A 19,853-nucleotide genomic window follows, 5' to 3' on the forward strand; every position below is an offset into this window, starting at 1 on the left:
CTGCAACTCCCTCCGCCCGGCGGCCGGCCGCGGTCAGGGCGACTCCCCGCGCCCGGCGCCCCCGGCCGCCGTCAGGGCAACTCCCCGCGCGCGGCTCACCGGTTCGGGTGGAATTCCCGGACCCGCCACGGACGTCCCGGCCGCCCCGGCCGCACCCGCGTCAAGCCCCGCCCCGCGCCCCGTGCGGGCCGGGCGTGGCCCCGGGGCCGGGGGCCGGCCGGGCGGCTAGGGTGGGGCCCCTGTCGACCCGACACCACCGGGGGCCCGATGAAGATCCTCGTCTCAGCCGACATGGAAGGCGCCACCGGCGTCACCTGGCCCGCCGACGTGCTGCCGGGGACCCCGCAATGGGAGCGCTGCCGGGGCATGTTCACCTCCGACGTGAACGCCGCCGTCCTCGGCTTCTTCGACGGCGGCGCAGACCAGGTCCTCGTCAACGAGGCCCACTGGACCATGCGCAACCTGCTGCTGGAGAAGCTCGACGCCCGCGCCGAGATGATCACCGGCCGGCACAAGTCCCTGTCCATGGTCGAGGGCGTCCAGCACGGCGACGTCGACGGCGTCGCCTTCGTCGGCTACCACACCGGCGCCGGCGCCGAGGGCGTCCTCGCCCACACCTACCTGGCCAACTCCCTCACCGGCGTGTGGCTCGACGGACTGCGCGCCAGCGAGGGCGTGCTCAACGCCCATGTCGTCGCCGAGTACGGCGTCCCCGTCATCCTCGTCACCGGCGACGACCTCACCTGCGCCGACGCCGCCGGCTACGCCCCCGACGCGCGCACCGTCGCCGTCAAGGACCACGTCTCGCGCTACGCGGCCGTCTGCCGCACCCCGGCCCGTACCGCCGCCGACATCCGGGCCGCCGCCACGGAGGCCGTGAAGCTCGCCGTCCGGCACGAACCGGTGCGCGGCGGCCCGCACACGATGGAGGTGGAGTTCGACGCGGAGCACCTGTCGATGGCCGCCACCGTCGTCCCGGGCGTCGAACGGACCGGCGAACGCCGGATCGCGTACACCAGCGGGACCATGTACGAGGCGATCCGCACCTTCAAAGCGGTCACCACGGTCGTCTCGGCGGCTCTGGAGGAGCAGTATGGCTGACATGGAACGGCTGGACGGCGGCCCCGGCGCGGCGGACCCCCACGGGACGGACCCCCACGGGACCGGCCCCCACGGAACGGACCGCCACGCGACGGAGCCCCACGCGCCGGGGGAGGCGCTGGACGCGGCGGCCTTCGAGGAGGTGGTCGCGTTCACCTCGGAGCTGATCCGCATCGACACCACCAACCGGGGCGGCGGCGACTGCCGGGAACGGCCCGCCGCCGAGTACGCCGCCGAGCGCCTCGCCGCCGCAGGGCTGGAACCCGTCCTCCTCGAACGCACCCCGGGCCGCACCAACGTGGTGGCCCGCCTGGAGGGCACCGACCCCCGCGCACCCGCCCTCCTCGTCCACGGCCACCTCGACGTGGTCCCCGCCGAGGCCGCCGACTGGAGCGTCGACCCCTTCTCCGGAGAGGTCCGCGACGGGGTGGTCTGGGGCCGCGGCGCGGTCGACATGAAGAACATGGACGCGATGGTGCTGGCCCTCGTGCGGTCCTGGGCCCGCACCGGCGCCCGGCCGCGGCGGGACGTCGTCATCGCGTTCACCGCCGACGAGGAGGACAGCGCCGTCGACGGCTCCGGCTTCCTCGCCGACCACCACCCGCACCTCTTCGAGGGCTGTACGGAGGGCCTCAGCGAGTCCGGCGCCTTCACCCTGCACACCGGACCCGGCCGGGCCCTCTACCCCATCGCCGCCGGCGAACGCGGTACCGCCTGGCTGAAGCTGACCGCGCACGGCCGCACCGGACACGGCTCCAAACCCAACCGGGACAACGCCGTCACCCGGCTCGCCGCCGCCGTCGCCCGCATCGGAGCGCACGAGTGGCCGCTCCGCCTCACCGACACCGCCACCGCCTGCATCACCGAACTCGCCGCCCTCCAGGGCCTGTCCGTCGACCCGCGCGCCCCCGGCTGCGACCTCGAAGAGGTCCTCGGCAAACTCGGCCCGGCCGCCGCCCTGGTCGAGGCCACCCTGCGCAACAGCGCCAACCCGACCATGCTCAGCGCCGGTTACAAGCTCAACGTGGTCCCCGGACACGCCACCGCCTTCGTCGACGGCCGCACCCTGCCCGGCGGCGAGGCCGAGTTCGCCGCCGTCCTCGACGAGCTCACCGGCCCCGGCGTCGACTGGGAGTTCCACCACCGGGAGGTCGCCCTCGAAGCCCCCGTGGACGGCCGGACCTACGCCGTCCTGCGCGAGGCCGTCGAACACTTCGACCCCGACGGGCACGCCGTCCCGTTCTGCATGGCGGGCGGCACCGACGCCAAGCAGTTCTCCCGCCTCGGCATCACCGGCTACGGCTACTCCCCGCTCAAGCTGCCGCCGGGCTTCGACTACTGGGCCCTCTTCCACGGCGTGGACGAACGGGTCCCCGTCGACGCCCTGCACTTCGGCGTCCGCGTCCTGGACCGCGCCCTGCGGACCCTGTGATGGGGGCCCGGTGATGGCGGCGGCGGCCGCCGCCTGCGCCCCCTACGGCAGCTGGCCCTCGCCGCTCACCGCCGCCCACGCGGCCGCCCACGACGGACGCCCCGAGTACGTCGGCACCATCGGCCCCGAGGTGTGGTGGACCGAACCCCGCCCCGGGGAGGGCGGCCGCCGCACCCTGGTGCGCCGGCCCGCCGACGGGGGCCCCGCCCGTTCGGTGCTCCCCGCGCCCTGGAACGTGCGCAGCCGGCTCACCGAGTACGGCGGCCTGCCCTGGGCGGGGGCCGCACGGGACGCCGGGGGACCGCTGGTGGTCTTCGTCCACCACGCCGACCAGCGGCTCTACGCCTACGAACCCGACGCCCCGGGCGCCCCGCCGCCCCGCCCCCTCACCCCGGTCTCGGCGGTCGGCGGCGGGCTGCGCTGGGCCGACCCGGTGCTGCGCGGCGGCGAAGTCTGGTGCGTGCTGGAGGAGTTCACCGGCCCCGCCCCCGGTGACGTACGCCGCGTCGCGGCCGCCGTCCCGCTGGACGGCTCCGCCGCCGGCGACCGGTCCGCCGTGCGGGAGCTCACCGGTGACCGGCACCGCTTCCGCACCGGACCGAAGCCCTCCCCCGACGGGCGCAGCGCGGCCTGGCTGGTGTGGGACCACCCCCGGATGCCCTGGGACGGCACGGAGCTCCAGCTGGCCGACGTCCGCCCCGACGGCACGCTCGGCCCGGCCCGTACGGTGCTCGGCGGGCCGGACGAGGCCGTGGCCCAGGTGGCGTGGGGGGCCGACGGGAGCCTGCTCGCGGTGAGCGACCTCAGCGGCTGGTGGAACCCCTACCGGGTGGACCCGGAGGGCGGCCGGCCCGTCAACCTGTGCCCCCGCGAGGAGGAGTTCGGCGGTCCGCTGTGGAAGCCGGGCCTGACCTGGATGGCGCCGCTGCCGGAAGGACCGGTGGCCGTCCTGCACGGCCGGGGCTCCTGCGTCCTCGGCGTCCTCGACCCCGACAGCGGAGACCTGGTGGACGCCGCCGGGCCGTGGACGGCCTGGCAGCCGGGCCTCGCCGTCAGCGGCACCCGCGTCTACGGGGTCGCCGCCAGCCCGCGCAGCGCGTACGAGGTCGTCGAGCTGGACACCGCCACCGGGCACGCCCGGGTGGTCGGAGCCCGGGCCGCGGACCCCGTGGACCCGGCCTACTACCCCGAGCCGCAGACCCGCACCTTCCCCGGCCCCGGCGGCCGCGAGATCCACGCCCACGTCTACCCGCCCCACCACCCCGCCCTGCGCGCCCCCGCCGAGGAACTGCCCCCGTACGTGGTGTGGGCGCACGGCGGCCCCACCGACCACGTGCCTCCCGTACTGGACCTGCACATCGCCTACTTCACCTCGCGCGGCATCGGCGTCGTCGAGGTGAACTACGGCGGCTCCACCGGCTACGGCCGCGCCTACCGCGAACGGCTGCGCGAACAGTGGGGCGTGGTGGACGTGGAGGACTGCGCGGCCGTGGCCCGCGCCCTGGCCGACGAGGGCACCGCCGACCCCGCCCGCCTCGCCGTCCGCGGCGGCAGCGCGGGCGGCTGGACGGCCGCCGCCTCCCTGGCCGCCACCGACCTGTACGCGTGTGCCGCGATCATCTACCCGGTCCTGGACCTGCGGGGCTTCGCCGCCGAGACCCACGACCTGGAGTCGCACTACCTCGACGGCCTGGCCGGCCCGCCGCAGACCCTGGAACTCCGCTGCCGCGAACGCTCGCCCGTCGCCCGCGCCGACCGGATCACCGCCCCGTTCGTCCTCCTCCAGGGCCTGGACGACCCGGTCTGCCCGCCCGCCCAGGCGGAACGCCTGCTGACCGCCCTCCGCGCCCGCACCCCGGCGGTCCCGCACGCGTACCTCACCTTCGAGGGCGAGGGCCACGGCTTCCGCCGGGCGGACACGATGGTCCGGGCACTGGAAGCGGAACTCTCCCTGTACGCCCAGGTCTTCGGCCTGGACAGGCCGGACGTCCCACGGCTGGAGCTGGACGGCGACCAGGGCCGCAGCTAGGCGCTGGCCGGCCTACGCCCTCCCTTCGCCGTAGCGTCCGGCGGAGTGCAGCCACACGCGGAGCGGGCCGAGCGGGGTGAAGCCGGCGCGGACGGCCGTGTCGAGGTCCTCGCCGTGTTCGTAGCCCACGAGCGGCAGTTCCGGCCAGTGGCGGGCGGCCGCGCCGAGGGCGGCGGACCAGGCGGCAGCGGTGTCGGTGCCGTGCAGGGCGAACACGTTGGACACGCCCACCACACCGCCGCCCGTGCTGAGGACGGCCCCGGCCGCGATCCGGCCCCCGTCGCGGCCCGCCAGGAAGAGGACGCCTTCCCGCAACAGCCCGGGGTGGAACAGCCCCGTGCTCTCCCCGCCCGACCAGGCCGCCTCCCAGAGCTCCAGTTCCCCGGGGCCCTCGACCTCGTCCCACTCCAGCCCGCCCCCGGCCGGCGCCGCGGCCCCGGCCGGGCGGTGGATCCACTGGGCCTCGAACAGCACCTCGAACCCGGCCCGGGCCAGGTCGAGCGAGGCGAAACTGTCCTTCACCGAGCAGCCGGGGCCGGTGGTGTCGACCCCGGCGAGGACGTCGGCGGCCGACGCCGCGGGGGTGAGGGTGACGGCGTCGGGGTACAGCGGCGGAGTGCGCCGGGGGCTGCACCACACGGTGAGGCGGAAGTGGCCGCTGCGGGAAACGGCGCCGCACCACTCGGCGTTGTTGCGGGCGGCGGCGCGGAGCAGCTCACAGGTGTCGGGGTCGGTGATCACACCGGGGATGCTGCCACGGACCGTAGCCTGGGTCGATGCCGTATTCCACGTCCACGTCCACGTACCTGAGGGAGGGCCCGCGCGTCGGGCTGCGCCCCTTCCGGCCCGCCGACGGACCGGAGTTCACCGCGCGGGTCCGCGAGAGCCGCGGGCTGCACCGGCCGTGGCTGTTCCCGCCGGAGACGGTAGAGGAATACGAGCCGTACGCGGCCGCGCTGGCGGAGGGGGAGCTGCGGGCCGGCTTCCTGGTGTGCGAGCTCGCCGGCGGGGCCATCGCCGGGTTCGTCAACGTCAACAACATCGTGCGGGGGGCCTTCCAGTGCGGGGCGCTGGGGTACGGGGCGTTCGCGCACGCGGCGGGGCGGGGGCTGCTGGGGGAGGGGCTGGACCTCCTCCTGGCCCACGCGTTCGCGGATGCGGATGCGGATGCGGACACGGGCGCGGGCTTGGGGCTGCACCGGCTGGAGGCGAACATCCAGCCGGGGAACGCGGCGTCCATCGCCCTGGTGCGGGGGAGGGGGTTCCGGCTGGAGGGCCTGTCCCCGGACTTCCTGCACGTCGCGGGCGAGTGGCGCGACCACGAACGGTGGGCCATCACCGCGCCGCCGGCCTGACGGTGCGGGGGCGGGTTCCGGGTGCGCGGGCGCCCCGCCCCGCCCTCCCTCCGAGCCCGGGCCCCGGACCCTGGGGCCGTATCAGGGTCTGGGGCGGAGCCCCTGGGAACGGGGGAGGGGCGGGGTAGATCTCGGCCGCGTAGCGGTCCCGCACCCGCACCCGGACGTTCGTGCGACCTCCCCCCCAGCTCCGCTGCTTCCGCGGCCCTTTGCGTAATCCTGACCGGTGGTGATGCGCGGAACCCCTGTGCACCGACCCCAGTGGCGTGTTCCATTCCCCCATGGCCACCACCGTCCGACGTGTCCCGCTGACCCTTCCCGCCGCCCCCCTGGGCCCCGACAACCCCCTGCCCGCCCTCCGCGCCCCCGACGGCGTGCACGACCTGGACGAGCGCGCACGCGAAGGGCTGCCGCGCGACATGGCCCGTCAGATCGGGTACGAGCCGCTGCGCTCCCTGCTGCCCGTCCGGATCCGCGACGGCTACGGACGGCAGCGCGAGGAGCGGGAGTTCGAGGCCGTCGTCATCGACAACGGACGGCTGCGCGCCACCGTACTGCCCGGCCTCGGCGGGCGGATCCACTCCCTCGTCCACCTCCCCACCGGCCGCGAACTCCTCTACCGCAACCCGGTGTTCCAGCCCGCGAACTTCGCCCTCAACGGCGCCTGGTTCTCCGGCGGCATCGAGTGGAACATCGGCGCCACCGGCCACACCGCCCTGTCCTGCGCCCCGTTGCACGCCGCGCTCGTCCCCGCGCCCGACGGCGGGGTGATGGTGCGGCTGTGGGAGTGGGAGCGGCTGCGCGACCTGCCGTTCCAGGTGGACCTGTGGCTGCCGGAGGACTCGGACTTCCTGTACGTCGGGGTCCGTGTACGCAACCCGCACGAACGGCCCGCCGCCGTCTACTGGTGGTCCAACACCGCCGTCCCCGAGAACTCCGGCACGCGGGTCCTCGCCCCCGCCGAGGAGGCCTGGCACTTCGGGTACGAGCGGGCGCTGCGCCGGATCCCCGTACCCAGGTGGGAGGACGCGGACCGCACCTACCCGCTGGACAGCACCTACCCCGCCGACTTCTTCTACGAGGTCGAGCCCGCGGCCGCCGGCCGCCCCTGGATCGCCGCCCTCGACGCCGAAGGGCACGGCCTGGCGCAGGCCTCCACGGGGCTGCTGCGCGGGCGCAAGCTGTTCGTGTGGGGTGCGGGGCCGGGCGGCCGGCGCTGGCAGGAGTGGCTGACGGAGCCCGGCACCGGCGGCTACGCGGAGATCCAGGCGGGGCTCGCCCGGACCCAGCTGGAACACGTACGGCTAGACGCCGGGGCGGAGTTCAGCTGGCTGGAGGCGTACGGGCCGCTGTCCGCGGACCCGGCGGCGGTGCACGGGGCCGACTGGGCGGCGGCGCGCGCCGCGGCCGGGGCGGCGCTGGACGCGGCGCTCCCGCCCGGCACCCTGGACGCGGCCCACGAGGCGTGGCGGCGCACCTCCGCCGACGCCGAGCCGGACGGCGGGCCGGGGGAGTGGCTGGCGCGCGGCTCGGGCTGGGGCGCGCTGGAGGTGCTGCGCGGGGGCTTCGCCCTGCCGGGCACGCCGTTCCCCGAGGCCGTCCTGGAGGAGGCGCAGGAACCCTGGCTGGCGCTGTGGCGGACCGGTGTGCACCCGACGCCGCGGCGGGTGGTCCCGCCGGGGCCGAGCCTGGTCGCCGCGCACTGGCGGGACATGCTGGAGACCGCCCCGGCGGACCCGCTGACCGAGTACCACCTGGGCGTGGCCCAGTGGCACGCGGGGGACACGGCCCAGGCCGTACGCAGCTGGGAGCGCGGGCTGGCGCTGGCGCCGTCGCGGTGGCCGCTGCTGAGGTGCCTGGCGGTGGCGGACGCGCTGGCCGGTGATCCGGACCGGTCGGCCGACCGGTACGCGGAGGCGTTCGAGGACCTGGCGGCGGAGAGCCGGGGCGGCGAGGCGTGGACGGCGGCGGAGTCCGCGCTCGGCCGGGAGGCCATGACCGCCCTGCTGGCGGCGGGCCGGCCGGCCGGGGCGCGGGCGGTGTGGGAGCGGCTGCGGCCGGCCCTGCGGGAACAGGGGCGCTTCCGGCTGCTGGCCGCGCGGCTGCTCGCGGCGGAGGGGCACGTGGGGGCGGCCCGGCGGGTGTTCGAGGACGGCTTCGAGCCGGCGGACCTCCGGGAGGGGGAGGAGACGCTGGCGGAGGTCTGGTCGACGGTCTCGGCGGCGCCGCTGCCGGCGCCGTACGACTTCCGCATGCGGCCGCCGAAGTAGTCCCGGGGGCCCGCTGCGCGGGGCCACCTCCCCGCCCCGCCCTTCACCCGTTCTCCGGGGGCGCAGCCCCCAGACCCCCGGGGCTGCGCCCCAGATCCCGGGGCTGCGCCCCAGACCCCCGGGGGCTGCGCCCCAGATCCCGGGGCTGCGCCCCAGACCCCCCGGGGCTGCGCCCCAGATCCCGGGGCTGCGCCCCAGACCCCCCGGGGCTCTGCCACCGGCCCCCCGCGGCTGTACCCCAGACCCGCCGCGGGCTGCGCCCCCGGCCCGCTGGGCTGCGCCGTCGGGCATCCGTGCCCTACGCGGCGGCGGGGCGGGGCGGCCGCGGCGGGCGGTTGGTCGCGGGGGTTATGCCCGGCACAGCAGTTCGCCGTTCAGGACCGAGAACCAGGCGTCGGGGGCGTCGCCCCAGGTGCGCCAGGCGGCGGCGATCCGCTCCAGGGCGGCGTCCGTCGCGTGTCCGCCGCCCACGGCCGCCTGCGCGTACGACGACGCGGTCGTCCGGTCCGCCCACAGCTCGGACCACCACGCCACCTCCTCCGGCGTCGCATAGCACCAAGCCGTCGCCGACGCCCGTACCTCCGTGAAGCCCGCCGCCCGGGCCCACGACAGCAGCCGCCGTCCGGCGTCCGGCTCGCCGCCGTTGGCGCGGGCCACCCGGCGGTACAGCTCCAGCCACTGCTCCAGCCCCGGCGTCGCCGGGTACCAGGTCATCGCCGCGTAGTCGGCGTCACGGACGGCCACGATCCCGCCCGGCCGGCACACCCGCCGCATCTCCCGCAGGGCCCGTACCGGGTCGCCCACGTGCTGCAGCACCTGGTGGGCGTGGACCACGTCGAAGGTGTCGTCCGGGAACTCCAGCGCGTGGACGTCCGCCACCGCGAAGTCCACCGTCCCCGCCAGCCCCCGCTCCGCCGCGTACGCGCCCGCCGCCTCCAGGACGTCCGCCGCCGCGTCGACCGCCGTGACCCGCCCGCCGGGGGTCACCAGTTCCGCCAGGTCCGCGGTGATGGTGCCCGGCCCGCAGCCCACGTCCAGCACCCGCATGCCCGGCCGCAGCTCGCCGACCAGGTAGGCGGCCGAGTTGGCGGCGGTGCGCCAGCGGTGCGAACGCAGGACCGACTCGTGGTGGCCGTGCGTGTAGACGGCCGTCTCGTGCGCCTGGACCTCGTTCATGGCGGGCTCCTCCTCGTTGTCGAAGTGCTGTGATCACCGTAGGGGATCCGACCGTCATCTGAGATCTGCGTTTTGACATGTGGACAGCATCCGGGCGTGCCAAGGGGATTGGCCGGGTCGACGGCGGGGCAGTGGCAGGGCGGTGGGGGGACGAGGACAGTGGGCCGCAGGGGGACGCCGAGGACGGTGAGGACGATGCCGCAGACCCTGCCGGAGCAGCACGCCGCCGCGCTGCGGCTCTTCGGCGAGCGGGTGCGGGCCGTCGCGGACGGCCAGTGGGACGCGCCGACCCCGTGCGCCGAGTGGACCGTGCGGGACCTGGTGAACCACGTCACCGGCGAGCAGCTCTGGATCGTGCCGCTGGTCACGGAGGGGCGGACGGTGGCGGAGGTCGGGGACGAGCTGTCCGGCGACCTGCTCGGCCGGGACCCGGCGGGGGCGTGGGAGCGGGCCGCGGCCGCCGGGCTGGCGGCCTTCGCCGCGCCCGGGGCGCTGGAGCGGACGGTCGGGCTGTCGTACGGCCCGACGCGCGGGGCGGCGTACTGCGCGGAGCTGACCGCCGACTGCGTCGTCCACGCCTGGGACCTCTCACGGGCCATCGGCGCGGACGACCGGCTGCCGGCCGGGCTCGTCGAGTTCTCCCTCAAGGAGGTCATGCCGTACGCCGACGGGCTCGCCGCGAGCGGGATGTTCGACGCGCCGCTGGAGGTGCCGGCCGGGGCGGACGCCCAGACCAGGCTCCTGGCACTGCTGGGGCGGCGCGGATGACGGGCCTGGCGTGACCCGGGCACGGACCACGCGCGCGGCCGGGTAGCGGGCATTATGGCGGAAATAATCGTATAAAGGGCACGTCTTAAGGGTGCGTTCCGAGGGGTGCGTCCCGAGGGCGCTTCCGCAGGCGCCTCGATCGGCGGCCGCGGCGCCGGCCGACGGCGCGGCGGGCACCCGGCACCTGGCAGTGGGCAGCGGGAAGCAGGCAGCGGGAAGGCGGGCACGTGGCGGGGATGGCCGAGGGGACGACGCAAGGGCCGGCCGGGGCCGGGGTGTGGCGCCTGGCGCCGGAGGGGCGCGGGCCGGTCAGGTACGGGCCGCCGGCCCCCGAGCCGGGGCTGCCGGTCCTGCCGGAGCTGCAGGCCGTCCTGGCCGGGGCGGCGGACCGGGCCGCCCCCGAACCCCCGGGCGGTGGCGAGTCCGTACGGGAGGCCGCCTGCCGGCACTGGGCGCGGCGCGGCCTCGCCACCGAGCCGGAGTACGTGGCCGCCGGGCCGGGCGCGCCCGCCCTGCTGCTCGCGCTGCTCGGCGCGTACGGCGGCGACGTGATGCTGCCCCGCCCCTGTCCCGCCTGGTGGACCCCGCAGGTCCGGCTGCTGGGACGGCGGGCCTACCACGTGCCCACCCCCGCCGAGTGCGGCGGCGTACCGGACCCGTACGCCCTGCTGGAGACCGTACGGCGGGTGCGCGCCGAGGGCGGTGACCCGCGCGTGCTGCTGCTGTCGGTGGCCGACGACCCGACGGGCACCGTGCCGCCGCCCGAGATGCTGCGCGAGGCCTGCGAGGCGGCCGAGACCGCCGGGCTGTTCGTGGTGAGCGACGAGAGCTGGCGCGACACCGTCCACCGGCCGCACGACACGCTCGTCCTGAGCCCCGCCGAGATGCTGCCGGACACGGCCGCCGTCCTGATCGACCTGTCGGGCGCCCTGCTGCCGGGCGGCTGGCCCGCCGCCGTGGCCCGCTTCCCCGCCACCCCGCGCGGCACCTGGCTGCGCGCCCGCACCCTCGACATCCTCACCGCCACCGGCGCACTGCCGGCCGGCCCGGTCGCGGTGGCCGCCGCGCACGCGCTGGAGGAGCCGGACGCCGTCGCCGGTCGGGCCTACGCGGCGGCGGCCCTGCACGGCGTGGTGGCGGCGGCCGTGCACCGGGAGCTGCTGGCCGTCGGGGCCCTCGCCCGGCCCCCGCAGGCCGGGCGCCACCTGTACGCGGACCTCACCCCGCTGCGCGCGGGCCTCGCCCGGCACGGGGTGGGCGACGCGATGGAGCTGGAGGACTGGCTCGGGGCGCGGCTGGGCTCCCCGACGCCCGGCGGGCAGCGGTTCGCGGACGAACTGGGCGCGCTCCGCGTCCGGCTGTCGACCGGACCGCTGCTGGGCGCCACCCCGGAGGAACGGCTCGTCGCACTCGGCTCCCGCGAACCGCTGGAGCTGCCGCACGTCCGCGGCGCCCTCGACCTGCTCGGCTCGGTCCTGGCCGGGCTGGCCGACTGACGCCGGCGCCCGCCCGCCCGGCCGCCGCTGAACGGAGACCGCCAGATGAGGGACCACCCGCAGCCCCCACTGACCAACGCCGCCACCCCGCCCGCACCGGCACCCGCACACCCGTCCCCGTCCGACGCGCACCCTCCCGAGCGCCGGCCCGAGCACCGGCCCGAGCCTGCCGGACCCCCGGGCACCGGCCACCGGGCCCCGAACCTGCGGGCCCCGAACCTGCGGGCCGCGCCGCCGGCCCCGCCCGCGTGCCCTGCCCCCGCCGGCGCGCTGCCGCCCGGGGCGGCCCCCGCGGTGCGGCCCGGCGGGCGGGGTTCCGGTCCGCGGCCCCTCGGGGAGATGCGGGCATGGCCGGGGTCGTTCGCGGACCGGCTGACCACGCCGCTGCCCGGGGTGCGGGCGTTCGCGCGGCTGGCGCGGGAAGGGGCCTTCCGGCCGGGGCCCGAGGGGCTGCGGGGGATTCCCGACCTGCCCTACCGGCCCGCCCCGCTGCCCGCCGTGGGGCCCGGCGAGGTCTGCGTGACCTGGGCCGGGCACGCCTCCTGGGTGGTGCGGACCGGCGGGCTGACGGTGCTCACCGACCCCGTCTGGTCCCGGCGGATCCTCGGCACCCCGGCGCGGATGACGCCCCCGGGGGTGCGCTGGGAGGAACTGCCGCCCGTGGACGCCGTGGTGATCAGCCACAACCACTACGACCACCTCGACGCCCCCACCCTGAAACGGCTCCCCCGCGACACCGCCCTGTTCGTGCCCGCCGGACTCGCCCGCTGGTGCCGCCGCCGCGGCTTCCGCCAGGTGACCGAGCTGGACTGGTGGGAGTCCGCCGAACTGGGCGGCGTACGCTTCGAGTTCGTCCCCGCGCACCACTGGTCCAAGCGCTCCCTGCTCGACACCTGCCGCACCCTGTGGGGCGGCTGGGTGCTCACCGACCGCACGGCCGCCACGGCCCGCACCGGCGGCGGCCGCACGGTGTACTTCGCGGGCGACACCGGCTACGGCCACTGGTTCCGCGAGATCGGCGCCCGCCACCCCGCCATCGCCCTCGCGCTCCTGCCCATCGGCGCCTACGCCCCGCGCTGGTGGCTGCGCGACGTGCACACCGACCCGGAGGAGGCCGTGCGGGCCTTCCTCGACCTCGGCGCCCGCCGCATGGCGCCGATGCACTGGGCCGCCTTCGTCCTCTCCGCGGAACCGGTCATGGAACCCCTGCACCGCGTCCGGGCCGCCTGGGCCCGCGCCGGGCTCCCCCGCGAGGACCTCTGGGACCTGCCCGTCGGAGCCTCCCGCACTCTCGGAGCCTCCCGCACCCCCGGCGCGGACACCGGGGCGCCGGGCCGGCACCCTTCGGCCGCGCGGGAGGCCCCGTAGGACCGACTCTCATGGACCTCGGCACGGACCTGCGAATGACCGCCCCGCCCCCGTGCCGGGTGACCCTGACGGACCGCCGTACGCGGCGCAGTTGGGAGGTGGCCAGGTCCGGTCCGGCTGACATGCCCCTGTCGTAGATCGCCCGGCCTGGCATAGCGTGCCACCACGGAACATCCCCGTGGAGGAAGGCGCGTACGCACGTGGACGACGGTGAGCTGCTGTTCCTGGGCGCGGCCCGGCAGGCGGAGCTGGTAAGGGCGGGGAAGGTGACCGCGCGGGCCCTCGCGGAGGCCTCGCTGCGCCGGATCGAGGCGCTCGACCCGCAGCTCGGTGCGTTCCGCGTGGTACGGGCCCGGGAGCGGGTCCTCGCCGAAGCGGACGCCCGCGACGCGGCCCTGGCGGCCGGGGCGGAACTGCCCCTGCTGGGCGTGCCCGTCGCGGTCAAGGACGAGCTGGACGTGGAAGGGGAGGTCACCACCTTCGGCGGAGCCGCCAACCGGACCCCGGCCGCCCGCGACAGCGAGGCGGTGCGGCGGCTGAGGGCGGCCGGCGCGGTGGTCGTCGGGAAGACCGCGATGCCGGAGTTCGGGCAGTGGCCGTTCACCGAGTCCGCCGCCCACGGACGCACCCGCAACCCCTGGGACACCTCCCGCACCCCCGGCGGGTCCAGCGGCGGCAGCGCCGCCGCCGTCGCGGCCGGCCTGGTCGGCGCCGCGCTCGGCGGCGACGGCGGCGGGTCCATCCGCATCCCCGCCGCCTGCTGCGGCCTGTTCGGCCTCAAACCGCAGCGCGGCCGCGTCCCCACCACCCCGCAGCCCCACCTCTGGCACGCCCTCGGCACCATCGGCCCGCTCACCCGCAGCGTGCGGGACAGCGCCCTGCTCTACGACGTGCTCGGCGGACCGGCGGAGGGCGACCGCTGGGCGGCCCGCCCCACCGCCACCACCTTCCTCCGGGCGGCCTCCACCGAGCCGGGCCGGCTGCGCATCGCCTGGTCGGCCAAGTCCGCCGTGCCCGGCGTGCGCCCCCACCCCGAGCACGTGGCCGCCCTGCGGCGGACCGCGGAGCTGCTGCGCGAACTCGGGCACGACGTACGGGAGGTGACCCCGCGCTACCCCGACGCCACGGCGGCGTTCCTGCCGCAGTTCTGCGGGGGCGTGCGGGCGGAGGCGGCGGCCGTGGAGCGCCCGGAGCTCCTGGAGCGCCGCACCCGGCAGACCCTGCGGATGGCCCGGCTGGTCCCGGAGGCCGCCGTGGAACGGGCCGTACGGGCGGGAGAGCGGCTGGCGGTACGGGCCGAACGGGTCTTCGCCGGGGCGGACCTGCTGCTCACCCCGACCCTCGCCGCCCGGCCGAGGGCGGTCGGCGCCCTGGACGGGGTGGGGCTGGCGGGGGCGCTGCTGCGGTCGCGGCCGATGGTCGCGTACACCGCGCTGTGGAACATAACGGGGCACCCGGCCGCCTCCCTCCCGGCGGGCTTCGGGACGGACGGCCTGCCGCTCGCCGTCCAGCTGGTCGGACGGCCGCACGACGAACCGACCCTCCTGAGCGTCGCCGCCCAACTGGAATCCGCCCGCCCCTGGACCACCCGAACCCCGCCCCTGGGCTGAGCACCGCGCACGGGGGCGAGGGCGCCCACCCGCCCTTCCTCCGTTCCCATGGGCGCTGCCCCTGCCCCCGCGCCTCGATCGCCGGCGAGGCTGAAGGGTCCCGGGCTCCGCCCCGGACCCCGAAACCGTGCGCTGCGCGCCCGGTGCGCTCAATCGCCGCGATGCCGCGGGTGTAGACGCGGGCGACGGATCAGCCGCGCCAAATCCAGCCTCGCCGGTGCTTGAGGCGCTGGGGGCGGAGCCCCAGGTCGTTTCAGCCCCGCCGGCGCTTGAGGCGCGGGGTCCGGGGCGGAGCCCCGGGGAACGGAGGAAGGGCGGGGCGGGGAGACGGCTCCGCGCAGCGGCAACCCCGGTCGGGGCCAGGGCTCGCCGTCGGGGACCGGGGCCGGCCCCGGGAGGAAGCGGCCGGCCTTCAGGGCGAGTTGGCTCGCGAAGTAGGCCGCCGCGTCCGGCCGCATCCGTGCCAGCGCCACCATCCCGGTGATGATCACGTCGCACACCTCGTCGTGCACGTCCTCCCAGCTGTGCGACCGCCCCTTCCGCGGGTTCGACCCGGTCGCCCCGATCACCGCCTGCGCGGCCTCGCCGAACTCCTCGCCGATCTTCAGCACTTGAATGACATGGCTCTGCGGCGGCACCACCCCCCGCTCCGCGGCCGCCGCCTCGAAGCGGGCGGCGAGGGCGTGGACCGTCTCCCAGACGGACTCGGCGCCCCCGCCCCCCACGGCCCCGCCCCCACAGCCCGGCCCCCCACGGCCTCGCGGCGAGCGGCCGGCTCGACCGGCCCGGCCCCGCCGCGGAGTTGATCCGTCATCGGTCGTCACCCCTGTCGTCCCGGAGGGGGCGAGCCTACCCCTCCCGCCCCCGTCCACCCCCCAGCCGCCGCCACACACCCGGCCCCGCGCTGATCAGTACCGTCAGGGCCACCGCCGCGGCCACGCCCTTCCACGGCTCGGAGAACAGCGAGCCGCCCAGGATCCCGATCAGCCCGTACGTCGCCGCCCAGGCCAGGCAGGCGGGCGCGTCCCCCCGGGCGAACCGGCGCAGCGGCAGCCCGCCCAGCAGGCAGGCCAGCATCACCGGGATCCGGCCCGCCGGAACCAGCCGCGACAGCACCAGGACCAGCACCCCGTGCTCCTCCAGCCCCACCCGCGCCCGCTCCAGCCGCTCCGGCGCGGCCCGCCGGCGCAGGGACTCCAGCATCCGCGAGCCGCCCCGCGAACGCACCCCCCGCCGCCCCAGCCAGTACAGGGCGACGTCCCCGGCGAAGGCCGCCAGCGCCGCCACCCCGCACACCACCAACACCCCCAGCGGCAGCGTCCGCTGATGGAACGCCACCACCGCCGCCGAACTCACCAGCGCGCCCGTCGGGATCACCGGCACCAGTGCCCCCAGCGCCACCAGCACGAACAACGCCGGGTAGCCCACCGCCCGCTGGGTGGTCTCCGGCGGCACCCGCCCGGCCACCTCCGCCGCCCCCTGCAGCCACCCCGTCACGGCAGCCGCACCCGTTCCCCATGCGCCGGGACCCGTACCGCCACCTTCGGCGCGAGCACCCCCGCCAGCCGGGCGAACTCCTCGCCCGGCGCATGGAACTCGTGCGGCCGCACCGCGTCCATGCCGATCGGCCAGTACGTCCCGTAGTGGACCGGCACCGCCGCCAGTGGCGCCAGCCGCGCCACCGCCCGGGCCGCCCCCTCCGCGTCCAGGTGCCCGGGCCCCAGGTACGGCCCCCAGCCGCCCACCGGCAGCAGGGCCACGTCCACCGGCCCGGTCTCCTCGGCCATGGTGTCGAACAGCCCGGTGTCCCCGGCGAAGTACGTCCGGGCCGCGCCCTGGACCACGTACCCCAGCGCCCGCACCCGTTGCGGCCCGAACGGCACCCGCCGCCCGTCGTGCCGGGCGCTCACCGCCCGCACCCGTACGCCCTCCCCGACGCGGACCTCCTCGCCGGCGACGACCTCCGTCACCACCAGGCCCCGCACCCGCTCCAGCCGCGCCAGCCCCGGCACCGCCCGGCGGGCCCCGCGCGGCACGACCAGGCGGGTGCCGGGAGCCAGCCGGGCCAGCGACGGCAGGTGCAGGTGGTCGGCGTGCAGGTGCGACACCAGCACCGCGTCCGCCTCGGCGGCCTCCGGCGGCGGCAACGCCCCGCGACGGCGCCGCAGATGGGCCAGCCGCCGCACGAACAGCGGATCCGTCAGCACCCGCACCCCCGAGTCCCGCACCGTGCACGTGGCATGCCCCCACCAGGTGATCTCCACCGGCACCGCGCACCCCTTCCCCGGACATCTAGAGCCTAAGGGCTGTCCCGTGGGCATTCCCCGCCGGATTCGCCTGGAAGCGGAACTGGACCGCCCCCTCCTCCCCGGGCCCGGATCGGAGTAGGGTCGGGCGCCATGGATGCGCTGCGCGTGGCCGCGATCGCCAGCCTGGCCCCGCTCGAAGACCTCGATGCCGACCCCTTCGCCGTGGACACCCGGAGCCAGCACGCCATGTGCGCGCGCTGGGCCGCGCAGCAGGGCTACGTGGTCACCCGGCAACTGCTCTTCTACGGGCTGCGGGCCGACCACTGCGGGCTCTGGAGCGACGTGGACGCCGGCCAGGTCGACCTGTTCGTCGCCCCCAACCGGAGGGTCCTCGCCCGCGCGCTGCGCTCGGTCGAGGAGTTCACCGCCGAGTGCGCGCGGCGCGGCGTCCGCCTGGAGACGGCCGGACTCGACGAGCCCCGCTACACCTCCGCCATGAAGGCCGAGGTGCACCGCAGGCTGTCCATGCCGACCGCCGGCTACGACGGCACCTGAGACCCCGGCCCACCCCCCCCGTACCCCCGTGCGCCATCCGCGACGGGGACCCTCCCGCGGCGCCCTGTGCGACGCTGGCGAAGGGGCCGCGGGCGCGGCGCGGGACCGGGGCACCCCCGGACGGGGTCCGGGGGAGACACGAGGCGGGTGCGTCATGGGGCGGTGGCGGGGGCGGTGGCGGGCCGCGGGCGGCGCACTGGTGCGGGTGCTCCTCGTGTGGGCGGTGTCCACGCTCACCCTGCTCGTGCTCGCCGGGCTCCTGCCCGACTTCCGCCTCCAGTCCGCCGACGGCGACAGCGTCACCCGGGTGGGACTGACCGCCGCCTGGGGCGCCGGCGCCTTCGGCCTGCTCACCGCCCTGGTCTGGCCGGTCGTCGTACGGGCCCTGCTGCTGGTGCCCGCCCTGGTGCTCGGACTGCTCGTCTTCTTCCTCAACGGCTCCCTGCTGCTCATGGCCCTCAGCCTGATCCCCGACGACCGAGGGGCGGCCGCCGCCCCCGAGACCGCCGTGGTCGTCGCCGCCGTGATGTCCGCCGTCGCCTCGGCCACCTCCACCGCCCTCGCGGTGCGCGACGACGAGGCGTACCGGCGCCGGCTCTACCGGCTGGCCGCCCGGCGCCGCCGCCGGGGCGGACCGCCTCCCGGCGGCGGCCCCGGGCTGGTCTTCCTCCAGCTCGACGGGGTCGGCTACCGGACGCTGCGCCGGGCGGCGGCCGAGGGGCTGATGCCCACGGTGGCCGGCTGGCTGGAGCACAGCCACCGGGTCATGCCCTGGCGCACCGACTGGTCCAGCCAGACCGGCGCCAGCCAGCTCGGCATCCTGCACGGCTCGACCTTCGACGTGCCGGCCTTCCGCTGGTACGAGAAGGACACCGGCGAGGTGATGGTCTGCAACCGGCCCACCAGCGCGGCCGAGCTCCAGCGCCGGGCCGTGGCACGCACCCGCGACGGCGGACTGCTCACCCTGGACGGAGCCAGCCGGGGCAACCTGTTCAGCGGGGGCGCCGACCAGCTGGCGCTGGTGCTCTCGGTCGCCGCCCGGCGCGGCCGCGCCAACCGCTCCCGGGCGGGCTACTTCGCGTACTTCTCCGACCCGGCCAACGCCGTCCGCACCGCGCTGTCCTTCGTCGCCGAGGCGGGCCGGGAGATCGGCCAGTCGCTGCGCTCACGGCTGCGCGACGAGCACCCGCGCGTGGCGCGCGGCGGGCTCTACCCGCTGATCAGGGCCTTCGCGACGGTCGTCGAACGGGACGTGGTGGTCTCGGCGGTGATCGGGGACCTGCTCGCGGGCCGGTCGGCCGTCTACGCGGACCTGGTGGCCTACGACGAGGTCGCCCACCACTCCGGCCCGCACGGCCGGGACACCGACCGGGTACTGGCCCGGCTCGACCGGAGCCTCGCGCTGATCGTCCGGGTCGCCGAGCACGCCCCGCGCGAGTACCGCTTCGTCCTGCTGTCGGACCACGGCCAGAGCCCGGGGGAGACCTTCCTGGGCCGCTACGGGCTCGCCCTGGAAGACCTCGTCCGGGCGGGCTGCGGGCTGCCCGTCTCCCGCCGGGCCGGCCGCACCCGCAGCGGGGCCGAGGCCAGGGCGGCGGTGCTGGCGGCGCTGCACCGGCCGGTGGAGGAGGACGGGGAGGACGCCCGCCCCGGGCCGGGACCCGACCCGGTGGTGCTGGCCTCGGGCAACCTCGGGCTGATCTCCTTCCCCGCCCTGCCGGGCCGGGCCGGCCGCCGGTGGATCGAGCGGGCCCACCCCGCCCTGCTGCGCACCCTGGCCGACCATCCGGGGGTGGGCTTCCTGCTGGTCGACGGGGAGGTGCTGGGCCCCGGCGGGACCTCGGCGCGGCTCGACGTACCGGGGGCGGCGCAGGAGCTGCTGTCCGCGTACGGGCCGGGCGCGGCGGACGCGGTCCGCCGGACGGACTCCTTCCCGCACGTCGCCGACATCATGGTCAACTCGGCCTACGACCCCCGGACCGGGACCGTGCACGCCTTCGAGGAGCAGATCGGCTCCCACGGCGGCCTGGGCGGGGAGCAGGGGCGCCCCTTCCTGATGTGGCCGACGGACCTGTCGGCGCCCGGGCCGGACCTGGTGGGCGCCGAGGCCGTGCACGAGGTCCTGCGCCGCTGGCTGCGCGAGTCGGACGGCCCCCAGGTCCCCCTCCCGGCACGGCCCGACGACCACCGGCCGGAGGAGCACCCGCCGGAGAATCACCGGCCGGAGGAGCGCCCGCCGGAGAATCACCGGCCGGAGGAGCACCCGCCGAACGATCACCGGCCGGACGATCATCCACCGGAGGATCACCGGCCGGAGGGCGCTGCGAACGGAACCTTTCCGTCCGCAGCGGGTGCGGCGCCGGACGAAACCCGGTGATTTGGCGGGGGCATCCCGGTGGTCAACCATGTGTTCACCTGCCCACCATGTGAGACATCCCGAGGCA

General features: G+C 77.0%; 16 protein-coding genes. 12 read left to right on the forward strand and 4 right to left on the reverse strand.

Features of this window, described 5'->3' with window-relative positions; all coding sequences use genetic code 11:
• Positions 1 to 267: 267 nt before the first annotated feature.
• The 3 genes from B4U46_RS28700 to B4U46_RS28710 are packed head-to-tail and all read left to right on the forward strand — an operon-like array spanning position 268 to position 4,562.
• Positions 268 to 1,101 (forward strand): M55 family metallopeptidase, encoded by an 834-nt coding sequence (locus tag B4U46_RS28700; RefSeq protein WP_079430560.1) that lies wholly within the window; start codon positions 268 to 270, stop codon positions 1,099 to 1,101.
• A complete protein-coding gene (locus B4U46_RS28705; RefSeq protein ID WP_079430561.1) occupies positions 1,094 to 2,533 on the forward strand; it encodes a M20/M25/M40 family metallo-hydrolase in 1,440 nt (479 codons plus the stop codon). Before B4U46_RS28700 ends, B4U46_RS28705 begins: the two co-directional genes overlap by 8 nt.
• Before the next feature lie 13 nt (positions 2,534 to 2,546).
• Positions 2,547 to 4,562, forward strand: coding sequence for a prolyl oligopeptidase family serine peptidase (locus B4U46_RS28710; RefSeq protein ID WP_079430562.1), 2,016 nt, complete (start codon positions 2,547 to 2,549; stop codon positions 4,560 to 4,562).
• Between the two features lie 12 nt (positions 4,563 to 4,574).
• Here the strand turns inward: B4U46_RS28710 and B4U46_RS28715 are convergent, their stop codons facing one another.
• A complete protein-coding gene (locus B4U46_RS28715; protein ID WP_398908191.1) occupies positions 4,575 to 5,300 on the reverse strand; it encodes a hypothetical protein in 726 nt (241 codons plus the stop codon).
• 38 nt (positions 5,301 to 5,338) lie between these two features.
• On the opposite strand from B4U46_RS28715, the gene B4U46_RS28720 reads away from it, so the two are divergent.
• Both B4U46_RS28720 and B4U46_RS28725 read left to right on the forward strand, forming a co-directional pair.
• Positions 5,339 to 5,917, forward strand: a complete 579-nt coding sequence (locus B4U46_RS28720; RefSeq protein WP_079430563.1) for a GNAT family N-acetyltransferase — start codon at positions 5,339 to 5,341, stop codon at positions 5,915 to 5,917.
• A 281-nt stretch (positions 5,918 to 6,198) separates the two neighbouring features.
• Positions 6,199 to 8,187, forward strand: coding sequence for a DUF5107 domain-containing protein (locus B4U46_RS28725; protein ID WP_079432034.1), 1,989 nt, complete (start codon positions 6,199 to 6,201; stop codon positions 8,185 to 8,187).
• Between the two features lie 348 nt (positions 8,188 to 8,535).
• Here the strand turns inward: B4U46_RS28725 and B4U46_RS28730 are convergent, their stop codons facing one another.
• On the reverse strand, positions 8,536 to 9,363 hold the full coding sequence (locus tag B4U46_RS28730; RefSeq protein ID WP_079430564.1) for a methyltransferase domain-containing protein: 828 nt from the start codon (positions 9,361 to 9,363) through the stop codon (positions 8,536 to 8,538).
• Between the two features lie 195 nt (positions 9,364 to 9,558).
• Between B4U46_RS28730 and B4U46_RS28735 the strand changes: the two genes are divergently transcribed.
• The 5 genes from B4U46_RS28735 (at position 9,559) to B4U46_RS40405 (ending at position 15,220) form a co-directional block, all read left to right on the forward strand.
• Positions 9,559 to 10,131, forward strand: a complete 573-nt coding sequence (locus tag B4U46_RS28735; RefSeq protein WP_079430565.1) for a TIGR03086 family metal-binding protein — start codon at positions 9,559 to 9,561, stop codon at positions 10,129 to 10,131.
• Positions 10,132 to 10,367: 236 nt separating this feature from the next.
• Complete coding sequence (locus tag B4U46_RS28740) at positions 10,368 to 11,627, forward strand: aminotransferase class I/II-fold pyridoxal phosphate-dependent enzyme (RefSeq protein WP_107438334.1); 1,260 nt, start codon at positions 10,368 to 10,370, stop codon at positions 11,625 to 11,627.
• A gap of 45 nt (positions 11,628 to 11,672) precedes the next feature.
• Positions 11,673 to 12,995, forward strand: a complete 1,323-nt coding sequence (locus B4U46_RS28745) for an MBL fold metallo-hydrolase (protein WP_237293156.1) — start codon at positions 11,673 to 11,675, stop codon at positions 12,993 to 12,995.
• Between the two features lie 200 nt (positions 12,996 to 13,195).
• Positions 13,196 to 14,605, forward strand: a complete 1,410-nt coding sequence (locus tag B4U46_RS28750; RefSeq protein WP_079430566.1) for an amidase — start codon at positions 13,196 to 13,198, stop codon at positions 14,603 to 14,605.
• A gap of 483 nt (positions 14,606 to 15,088) precedes the next feature.
• Complete coding sequence (locus tag B4U46_RS40405; RefSeq protein WP_335755403.1) at positions 15,089 to 15,220, forward strand: hypothetical protein; 132 nt, start codon at positions 15,089 to 15,091, stop codon at positions 15,218 to 15,220.
• Between the two features lie 234 nt (positions 15,221 to 15,454).
• Here the strand turns inward: B4U46_RS40405 and B4U46_RS28760 are convergent, their stop codons facing one another.
• On the reverse strand, positions 15,455 to 16,102 hold the full coding sequence (locus tag B4U46_RS28760; RefSeq protein WP_107438335.1) for a DedA family protein: 648 nt from the start codon (positions 16,100 to 16,102) through the stop codon (positions 15,455 to 15,457).
• Complete coding sequence (locus tag B4U46_RS28765) at positions 16,099 to 16,875, reverse strand: MBL fold metallo-hydrolase (protein WP_079430567.1); 777 nt, start codon at positions 16,873 to 16,875, stop codon at positions 16,099 to 16,101. Before B4U46_RS28765 ends, B4U46_RS28760 begins: the two co-directional genes overlap by 4 nt.
• A gap of 129 nt (positions 16,876 to 17,004) precedes the next feature.
• On the opposite strand from B4U46_RS28765, the gene B4U46_RS28770 reads away from it, so the two are divergent.
• Positions 17,005 to 17,409: a hypothetical protein gene (locus B4U46_RS28770; RefSeq protein ID WP_079430568.1), complete on the forward strand. Its 405-nt coding sequence runs from the start codon at positions 17,005 to 17,007 to the stop codon at positions 17,407 to 17,409.
• Positions 17,410 to 17,563: 154 nt separating this feature from the next.
• Positions 17,564 to 19,786 carry a phage holin family protein gene (locus tag B4U46_RS28775; RefSeq protein WP_079430569.1) on the forward strand — a complete coding sequence of 741 codons (2,223 nt, stop codon included), beginning with the start codon at positions 17,564 to 17,566 and terminating at the stop codon, positions 19,784 to 19,786.
• Positions 19,787 to 19,853: the final 67 nt, after the last annotated feature.

This window comes from Streptomyces katrae (assembly GCF_002028425.1).
Classification (GTDB): domain Bacteria; phylum Actinomycetota; class Actinomycetes; order Streptomycetales; family Streptomycetaceae; genus Streptomyces; species Streptomyces katrae_A.

Bases quoted from the DNA above. Each gene is read 5' to 3' on its own strand.
- B4U46_RS28720 (WP_079430563.1), top strand. From the start codon at position 5,339: ATGCCGTATTCCACGTCCACGTCCACGTACCTGAGGGAGGGCCCGCGC.
- B4U46_RS28770 (WP_079430568.1), top strand. From the start codon at position 17,005: ATGGATGCGCTGCGCGTGGCCGCGATCGCCAGCCTGGCCCCGCTCGAA.
- B4U46_RS28740 (WP_107438334.1), top strand. From the start codon at position 10,368: ATGGCCGAGGGGACGACGCAAGGGCCGGCCGGGGCCGGGGTGTGGCGC.
- B4U46_RS28745 (WP_237293156.1), top strand. From the start codon at position 11,673: ATGAGGGACCACCCGCAGCCCCCACTGACCAACGCCGCCACCCCGCCC.
- B4U46_RS28700 (WP_079430560.1), top strand. From the start codon at position 268: ATGAAGATCCTCGTCTCAGCCGACATGGAAGGCGCCACCGGCGTCACC.
- B4U46_RS40405 (WP_335755403.1), top strand. From the start codon at position 15,089: ATGATCACGTCGCACACCTCGTCGTGCACGTCCTCCCAGCTGTGCGAC.
- B4U46_RS28705 (WP_079430561.1), top strand. From the start codon at position 1,094: ATGGCTGACATGGAACGGCTGGACGGCGGCCCCGGCGCGGCGGACCCC.
- B4U46_RS28735 (WP_079430565.1), top strand. From the start codon at position 9,559: ATGCCGCAGACCCTGCCGGAGCAGCACGCCGCCGCGCTGCGGCTCTTC.
- B4U46_RS28730 (WP_079430564.1), bottom strand. From the start codon at position 9,363: ATGAACGAGGTCCAGGCGCACGAGACGGCCGTCTACACGCACGGCCAC.
- B4U46_RS28710 (WP_079430562.1), top strand. From the start codon at position 2,547: ATGGCGGCGGCGGCCGCCGCCTGCGCCCCCTACGGCAGCTGGCCCTCG.
- B4U46_RS28775 (WP_079430569.1), top strand. From the start codon at position 17,564: ATGGGGCGGTGGCGGGGGCGGTGGCGGGCCGCGGGCGGCGCACTGGTG.
- B4U46_RS28725 (WP_079432034.1), top strand. From the start codon at position 6,199: ATGGCCACCACCGTCCGACGTGTCCCGCTGACCCTTCCCGCCGCCCCC.